We start from the raw sequence: 7,110 nt of genomic DNA on the forward strand, positions 1-7,110 counted from the left end.
CGACGAGCCCTCACGAGGTGCGAACAGCCATGACACGAGCCACTGAGGAACCGCTCGGTGGGACGCCCGACGCCGACGAGAGCCTGGGCGACCGGGCCGCGCGGGCGATCCTGGAGTTCCGCGAGGGCCGCACCGACGCCCTGTCGGACCTGGTCCGGGAGGCGACGCCGTTGCTGTGGCACACGGTGCGCGCCCAGGGCGTCGACCGGGACGTCGCCGACGACGTGGTGCAGTCCACGTGGGCGGCGCTCGTGCGGCACGCGGACACGATCGCCGAGCCGAAGGCCGTGCTGAAGTGGCTCCTCGTGACGGCCCGCCGGGCCGCCTGGGAGACGGTGCGCAAGGGACGCGCGGACCTGCGCCGCCGCACCGAGCTGCCGGACGACGTGACCGAGGGCGCCGCGGCGCTGCCGGACGCCCGCCCGGGCCCGGAGGCCGAGGTGCTGACCGACGAGCGCGACCGGATCCTGTGGTCGTCGCTGCGCCGGCTCCCGGAGCGCTGCCAGGAGCTGCTGCGACTCGTCTCGCTCGCCGACCGCCCGGACTACAAGGCGATCTCGGCGTCGATCGGCATGCCGGTGGGAAGCATCGGCGCCACACGGGGACGGTGCCTGGCGAAGCTGCGCGCCGTCCTCACCGAGCATGGGGAGGCCTCGTGGACATGAGCCCGAAGCACGAGAACGCGTGGGGCGAGCCGGTGCCCGGCGAGGACGAGGTCCTGGACGCGCACGACGTCGCCGTCCTGGGGCGGCTCGGCCGCGCCGTCGCGGTGGTCGATCCCGTGCCCGAGGGGCTCGTCGAGCGGTCGCTGTTCGCGATGACGCTCGCGAGCCTCGAGGCCGAGGTGATGGAGCTGCAGCAGATCGAGGCCCCCGTCGGGTCCGTGCGCGGCGACGCCCCGCCGCTCGAGGCGCGCACCATCACGTTCACGCACGAGCGCCTCACCGTGATGATCGCGCTGTCCACCGACGACGACGGCACCCACGTGCGCCTCGACGGCTGGGTCGCGCCCGCCGCCACGCTCGTCGTCGAGCTGCGCCAGCCGGACGGCGAGCGCACCACCACCGCCGACGACGACGGCCGCTTCGCCTTCACCGGCGTCGACCGCGGCCCCACCAGCCTGCTCGTGCGCCTGCCCGACGGCGGCGACGTCACCGTCGCCACGCCGGTCATCGAGCTCTGAGACGCCGGGCGCGACAGGCGCCCACCTGAGAACGTGCGCCGATCCGGCGCGCCCGTGATGAGGAGGACACGTGACCGAGACGCCCAGCGGCCCGTCAGGCCGACCGATGCGGCCTGTCGACCCGCCGATGCGATACCTGGACCCCAACGCGCTGCGTGCCCGTCCCGGACGCCGGGCGGTCGAGCCCACCTGGTACGTCGCCGACCGCGTCATCGTGCACGGCGAGCTGCCCGGTGGCCTGCGTGAGCGGCTCCGCCGCCCGGGCACCGAGGAGCCGCGTCCTCGTTTCCTCGACGTCGAGTACCCCGACGACGACGGCGCGGCGACGCGCGTCGAACGGGAGGCGCGACGTCAGGGATGCCGGCTCGGGCTCCAGGTGCGGTACCGGCCCGACGCGCAGGGGACGGACGACGACCCGCTCGACGGGGTGGACGACGAGCACGGCTTCGTGCTCCGGCTCCTCCCGGAGAACCAGGACGCACAGCCCGACGCGTGGGGAGCGCTGGAGGCCGACGGCGACGACGAGTCGACGTCGTGGTCCCTCAGCCTCGACCACGTGATGTCGGCCCTGCCGTTCTCGACGCATCCGTTCTCGACGCACCCCTTTTCGACGCATCCGTTCTCGACGCACCCCTTTTCGACGCATCCGTTCTCGACGCACCCCTTTTCGACGCACCCCTTTTCGACGCACCCGTTCTCGACCCACCCGGCAGGAGGGCTCGCCGAGTACGGCGTGCCTGGTTCGGGAGGTCGGACGCCGGTACGTTGGCTCGGCGGCGCCCCCGTACGCACCGTGCGGGAGGACGGCGACATGTGGCGCACCCCCGACGGTGCCCGCCGCCCGGTCGTGGCGATCCTGGACACCGGGGTCGGGACGCACGAGTGGTTCGGAAGCTACGGGACCGGCGGCGCGCCTGACGGCAACGGGGTCGTCATCCGCGACGCGCTGCTGGGCGAGGACCCGATCGGTACGCACCCCGTGGCCAAGTTTCCCGAGGAGGACGCTGAGATCGGCGGGGCGAGCACGTCACCCCTGACCGGCCCGCTCGACCCCGTCGCGGGGCACGGGACGTTCATCGCAGGCATCGTGCACCAGGTGTGCCCCGACGCGTTGATCCTCCCGGTGCGAACAGTGGGGGGATCAGGCGTGGCCTCAGAGTCCGACGTCATCGAGTCGCTGCGGCGCCTCGCGACGTTCCACGAACGCGGGCTGGGCGGGCGCGCCGACTACGTGGCGATTGATGTCGTGGTGCTGTCGATGGGCTACTACCACGAACGACCCGAGGACATGCGGTGGGATCACCCGCTCCGAGCGGTCCTGGCGCGGCTGCGGGACTCCGGTGTCGCGATCGTCGTGGCGGCGGGCAACGACGGGGAGACACGGCCTGAGTTTCCGGCCGCCTTCGCTCCCGAGGTCGATCGTCGCGCGGTGCCCCCCACGATCACCGACCCGGGGGACACGTCGCAGGAACGCCCGCCGATCTTGACCGTCGGAGCGCTGAACCCCGACGGGACGACCGCCCTCTTCAGCAACGACGGCCCGTGGGTCACGTGCCTTCGACCGGGTGCCGGAGTGGTGAGCACGGTCCCGACGACGCTCGACGGGCCGATCACGCCCTCGCTGCGCATGAAGGAACGGCATTCGGACCAGTACCGGTCGACGATCGATCCTGAAGGGTTCCAGAGCGGGTTCGCGACCTGGAGCGGTACCTCCTTCGCGGCTCCGGTGCTCGCAGGAGAGGTCGCGCGGGAGTTGTTGCGCCTGCGTCAGGAATCATCGACGTTGGGGGCGGAGGCCGACCCGACTACTCTCGTGCAGACGAGGGTGCAGCAGATCTGGTCGGCCATCACCGAAGCGACCGGCGGACTGTCGGCGGGAGGTGCCCATCCCGTGTAGGGACATGAGGTGAGGCGTGGACGGTCTCGAGGCCGTGCTGGAGCAGGTCGAGCGGGCGCGGACGAGCGCTCGTTCGCACCGGCGGTTCGGCCTCGCACTGCGGACCTACAGGGCTGCGCTGCGCAGGCTCGATCAGCTCGACGAGACCCGGGAGGACGTGCTTCGTGCCCGTGCTCGGGTGCTCGTGGGTATCGCCACCTGCGAGTACGAGCGAGGCACCGACCGGGACGCCGTCATGCGGGATCTCGACGCTGCACACGACCTGGCCGTGCGTGCCCGCGACGACTCGATGATGGCGGTCGTCCGTGGGCATCGAGGCCTGCAGCTGATGCGCATGGGGGAGCTGGGGCTCGCCAGGCGAGAGCTCAATTCGGCGCTGGACGGCATCACCGAGGACCGGGACCTGGTCCCGGTCCTCATCAACCGGGGTTGGCTCTGTCTCGAGACCGGTGAGCTGGACCTGGCCGTGAGCGATCTGGAGCGCGGTCGTCAGCTTGCCCACGACGTGGGCGAGACCGCAGTCGAGCTCATGGCCGAGCACAACCTGGGTTACGCCTGGTTCTTGGGCGGAGACCTGCCGGCTGCTCTTCGTTCCATGGACGCGGCAGCACGGCACGCACCGCCGGAGCACGCCGGGATCGGGCTGATGGACAAGGCCGCCGTCCTCTACGAGGCCGGTCTGCTGTCGGAGGCGGCGGACGCCCTCGGGCGGGCAGCGACGGTCCTGGCGGACACCCGCACATGGCGAGACCTCATCGACGCGCAGATCGGGCAGGCGCGGTGCCTCGTCGGCCTCGGGCGCTACGCCGAGGCGAACGCTCTCGCCCGGCGGGTCCGGGGGCGCGCACGGCGCGCGGGCCACGACCTGCTCGATCTTCGGGCCGGCTTGATCTCGATCGACGCCAGGCACGGAATCCTCGTCGAAGGCGGTGCACCACCCCGCGCCTTTCTGCGGCTGGCGCACGACGCCGCAGAGCTGGCAGAACGGGCCAGTACGGTGCCGGGGGCCGACCGCATCGCCGTCGACCTCGAGCTGGTCGTCGCCGAGAGTGCGGTGCGCGGAGGGGCGCCGGAGGCGGCCACCGAAGGTCTGCGCCTGCTCCCGGCGGCCGCGGGACTCTCCCTGGGCACCCAGGTCCGCGCCCAGGTGGTCCGCGCCCTGGTCGCCTTCGCGGCCGACGACCGACGCGCCGGGCTCGCCGCGGTGCGCAAGGGCCACCGTCTTCTGGCTCAGCAGCGGCAGCGACTGGGCGCCGTGGAGGCCGTGACCGCGGCGTCGGCCCACGGCATCCGCCTCCAGGCCGTCGACCTGGGTGCGGCGCTCCGGTCGGGGCGCGCGGACGCGGTCTTCGACGCCGTCGAGCGAGGACGTGCCACCTTCGCCGGCTCCGGGCGGGTGCGGCCTCCGGAGGATCCCGAGATGGCGGCCCTGGTCGGAGGTGCACGACGGCTCGCGGAGCGGGCGCGGCAGCTCGAGGGGGACCCCGGCTCGGCCCTCGAGCAGGTGCGGCTCCGCCGGGACGCGCGACGTCTGCAGAGCCAGGCACGCGAACGGTCGTGGCACGCGGACGGGCACGCGGAGGTCCCGAGGCCCACGTCGGCACGCGAGCTGCGGCGGGTGCTTGAGGCCGCGGGGTCGGATCGCGTGGTGCTCGACCTCATGATGATCAAGGACCGGGTGTGCGCCGTTCGTGTCGACGCGCACGGGTCTCGCCTGCTCGACCTCGCACCGCTCGCCCCCGCGCTCGAGCAGGTGCGCCGGGTCCGGGCGGACCTCCAGGCCCTCTCGAACCCGCTGCTTCCGCAGCCCTTGCGGGCGACGGCGTCCCAGTCCCTCGTGCGGAGCCTCACCTGGCTCGACGACGCTCTGCTGCGCGGCGCCGAGGTCGCGGGGCCGGTGTACATCGCGGCACGTGACCGCCTGGTCTCCGTGCCGTGGTCGCTGCTGCCGTCGCGACGGGGGCTGTCGACGGTGGTCAACTCCTGGGTCACCAGCGGGCATGCGGGGTGGGTGCCAGGGTCGGCGCTGGCCGTCGCGGGTCCGGGGCTGCGGCACGCGAGCGCGGAGGCGGCCGAGGTGGCGCGAGTATGGGGGAGCGACTCCCTGCTGGACGGCGCTGCCACGTGCGCAGCGGTCGCGGACGCCGTCGAGGAGGCGTCCGTCGTCCACCTGGCCGCGCACGGGACCCACGAGCCGGACAACCCGGTCTTCTCCAGCCTTCTCCTGGCCGACGGCCCGTTGTACGCCCACGAGCTGGACGGTCGTGACCTGTCGCGGTCGGTCCTGGTCCTGTCGGCGTGCGACGTCGGCTCGGCGAGCATCCGGCACGGCGGCGAGCCGCTCGGCCTGACGAGCGTGCTGCTGCGCATGGGTGCGCGTGCCGTGATCGCCGCCGTCGCGCCGCTGCGGGACGACGTCGCCGTGCGGGTCATGCCCGTGCTCCACCAGGGGCTGCGCGACGGCCTGCGCCCGGGCGCGGCGCTCGCACGCGCCGTCGCGGACGAGCCCGAGCCGGTGCCGCTGGTCTGCTTCGGCCCGCTGGTGCTCTGAGAGCCGCAGTGGTGGGTGCCACACGCGACGAGTGCCGACCCACCGCCCTCCGTCGTGTACAGTTCTCGGGTAACCCAAGACCGCCGGTCGTCCGACGCTGCCCGGGCTCGCCCAGCAAGCCGAAGACCGAAGTCCCGTGAGAGTGCGGGGGCCTGCGTAGGTGACACGACGACGATCACACAGCCTGGCTGTGAGCTCCGAGCCCCGTGCGCACCTGCGCCGGGGCTCTTTTCTTTCGCAGGTACCGGTGGCACCACCACCGGAAGGATTGCCATGGCGAGGCCGGACAAGGCAGCCGCTGTCGCGGAGGTCGCGGACAAGTTCCGTGACTCGAACGCGGCCGTGCTGACCGAGTACCGCGGGCTCACCGTCGCGCAGCTCAAGGAGCTGCGTCGGTCGCTCAGCGGCAACGCAACCTACGCCGTGGTGAAGAACACGCTGACGTCCATCGCGGCCAAGGAGGCCGGGATCGACGCGTTCGAGGCCGACCTCAAGGGTCCGTCCGCGATCGCGTTCGTGACCGGCGACCCGGTCGAGGCCGCCAAGGGTCTGCGTGACTTCGCCAAGGCGAACCCTGCACTGGTCATCAAGGGCGGTGTCCTCGAGGGGAAGCCGCTGACCGCTGCAGAGATCACCAAGCTCGCGGACCTCGAGTCCCGCGAGGTCCTGCTGGCCAAGTCGGCCGGCGCGATGAAGGCCAAGCTCTTCCAGGCTGCCTACGCCTTCAGCGCGAAGCCGGCCCAGGCCGCTCGCGTCATCGATGCCCTGCGTCAGAAGCAGGAATCGGAGGCCGCTGCCGCCTGACGGCGGTACGGCAAGCACCACCCCCTCCCTTGCTTCTGCGGGGCTTGATGCCCCAGGACGCACCAACCGAAAGGAACGCCATCATGGCGAAGCTCAGCACCGACGAGCTCCTGGCCGCCTTCGAGGAGCTCACGCTCATCGAGCTCAACGACTTCGTGAAGGCCTTCGAGGAGAAGTTCGAGGTCACCGCCGCTGCTCCCGCCGCCGTCGCGGTCGCCGCCCCCGCCGCCGGCGGTGCCGGTGGCGCCGAGGCCGCCGAGGAGAAGGACGAGTTCGACGTCATCCTCGAGGCCGCCGGCGACAAGAAGATCCAGGTCATCAAGGAGGTGCGCGCGCTCACGTCCCTCGGCCTGAAGGAGGCCAAGGACCTCGTGGACGGTGCCCCGAAGCCGGTCCTGGAGGGCGCGAACAAGGAGACGGCCGAGAAGGCCAAGGCTGCCCTCGAGGGCGCCGGCGCCACCGTCACCCTCAAGTGATTCCCGCGGCCTAGCCGCGCATCGCTTCCGCGAGGCCCGCATCCCTTCTGGGGTGCGGGCCTCGCTGCGTCTGACTGGGGCCGACGGCGCGACGGCGGCAGTTCGTGCTCGGCGCGGCAGTTCGAAGTGCCGCGCCGCGCACGAACAGCCGCGCCGAGCGCGCGGGGGGGGGGCGCGGGGGGGGGGGGGGGGACCGGGT

At 72.6% G+C, this 7,110-nt stretch carries 6 protein-coding genes; all 6 read left to right on the forward strand.

What is annotated here, in order from left to right; genetic code table 11:
- Nucleotides 1-29: 29 nt before the first annotated feature.
- The 6 genes from ABZ493_RS07055 to rplL all read left to right on the forward strand — a co-directional run bounded on the left by ABZ493_RS07055 (nt 30) and on the right by rplL (nt 6,911).
- A complete protein-coding gene (locus ABZ493_RS07055) occupies nt 30-665 on the forward strand; it encodes a sigma-70 family RNA polymerase sigma factor (RefSeq protein ID WP_430581457.1) in 636 nt (211 codons plus the stop codon).
- Complete coding sequence (locus ABZ493_RS07060; RefSeq protein ID WP_430581458.1) at nt 662-1,183, forward strand: hypothetical protein; 522 nt, start codon at nt 662-664, stop codon at nt 1,181-1,183. The genes ABZ493_RS07055 and ABZ493_RS07060 overlap by 4 nt, the downstream gene beginning before the upstream one ends.
- A 70-nt stretch (nt 1,184-1,253) precedes the next feature.
- On the forward strand, nt 1,254-3,080 hold the full coding sequence (locus tag ABZ493_RS07065) for a S8 family serine peptidase (protein ID WP_430581459.1): 1,827 nt from the start codon (nt 1,254-1,256) through the stop codon (nt 3,078-3,080).
- A gap of 16 nt (nt 3,081-3,096) precedes the next feature.
- Nucleotides 3,097-5,631: a CHAT domain-containing protein gene (locus tag ABZ493_RS07070; protein ID WP_430581460.1), complete on the forward strand. Its 2,535-nt coding sequence runs from the start codon at nt 3,097-3,099 to the stop codon at nt 5,629-5,631.
- 273 nt (nt 5,632-5,904) lie between these two features.
- Nucleotides 5,905-6,435 (forward strand): 50S ribosomal protein L10, encoded by a 531-nt coding sequence (gene rplJ / locus ABZ493_RS07075; protein WP_430581461.1) that lies wholly within the window; start codon nt 5,905-5,907, stop codon nt 6,433-6,435.
- A gap of 83 nt (nt 6,436-6,518) precedes the next feature.
- On the forward strand, nt 6,519-6,911 hold the full coding sequence (rplL, locus tag ABZ493_RS07080; protein WP_430581462.1) for a 50S ribosomal protein L7/L12: 393 nt from the start codon (nt 6,519-6,521) through the stop codon (nt 6,909-6,911).
- The last annotated feature ends 199 nt before the right edge of the window (nt 6,912-7,110 follow it).

The organism is Isoptericola sp. NPDC019482 (assembly GCF_040632295.1).
In the GTDB taxonomy this organism is placed as follows: Bacteria; Actinomycetota; Actinomycetes; order Actinomycetales; family Cellulomonadaceae; genus Isoptericola.

Excerpts from the sequence above, each read along its gene's own strand:
- ABZ493_RS07055 (WP_430581457.1), top strand. The coding sequence starts at position 30 with ATGACACGAGCCACTGAGGAACCGCTCGGTGGGACGCCCGACGCCGAC.
- ABZ493_RS07060 (WP_430581458.1), top strand. The coding sequence starts at position 662 with ATGAGCCCGAAGCACGAGAACGCGTGGGGCGAGCCGGTGCCCGGCGAG.
- rplJ (WP_430581461.1), top strand. The coding sequence starts at position 5,905 with ATGGCGAGGCCGGACAAGGCAGCCGCTGTCGCGGAGGTCGCGGACAAG.
- rplL (WP_430581462.1), top strand. The coding sequence starts at position 6,519 with ATGGCGAAGCTCAGCACCGACGAGCTCCTGGCCGCCTTCGAGGAGCTC.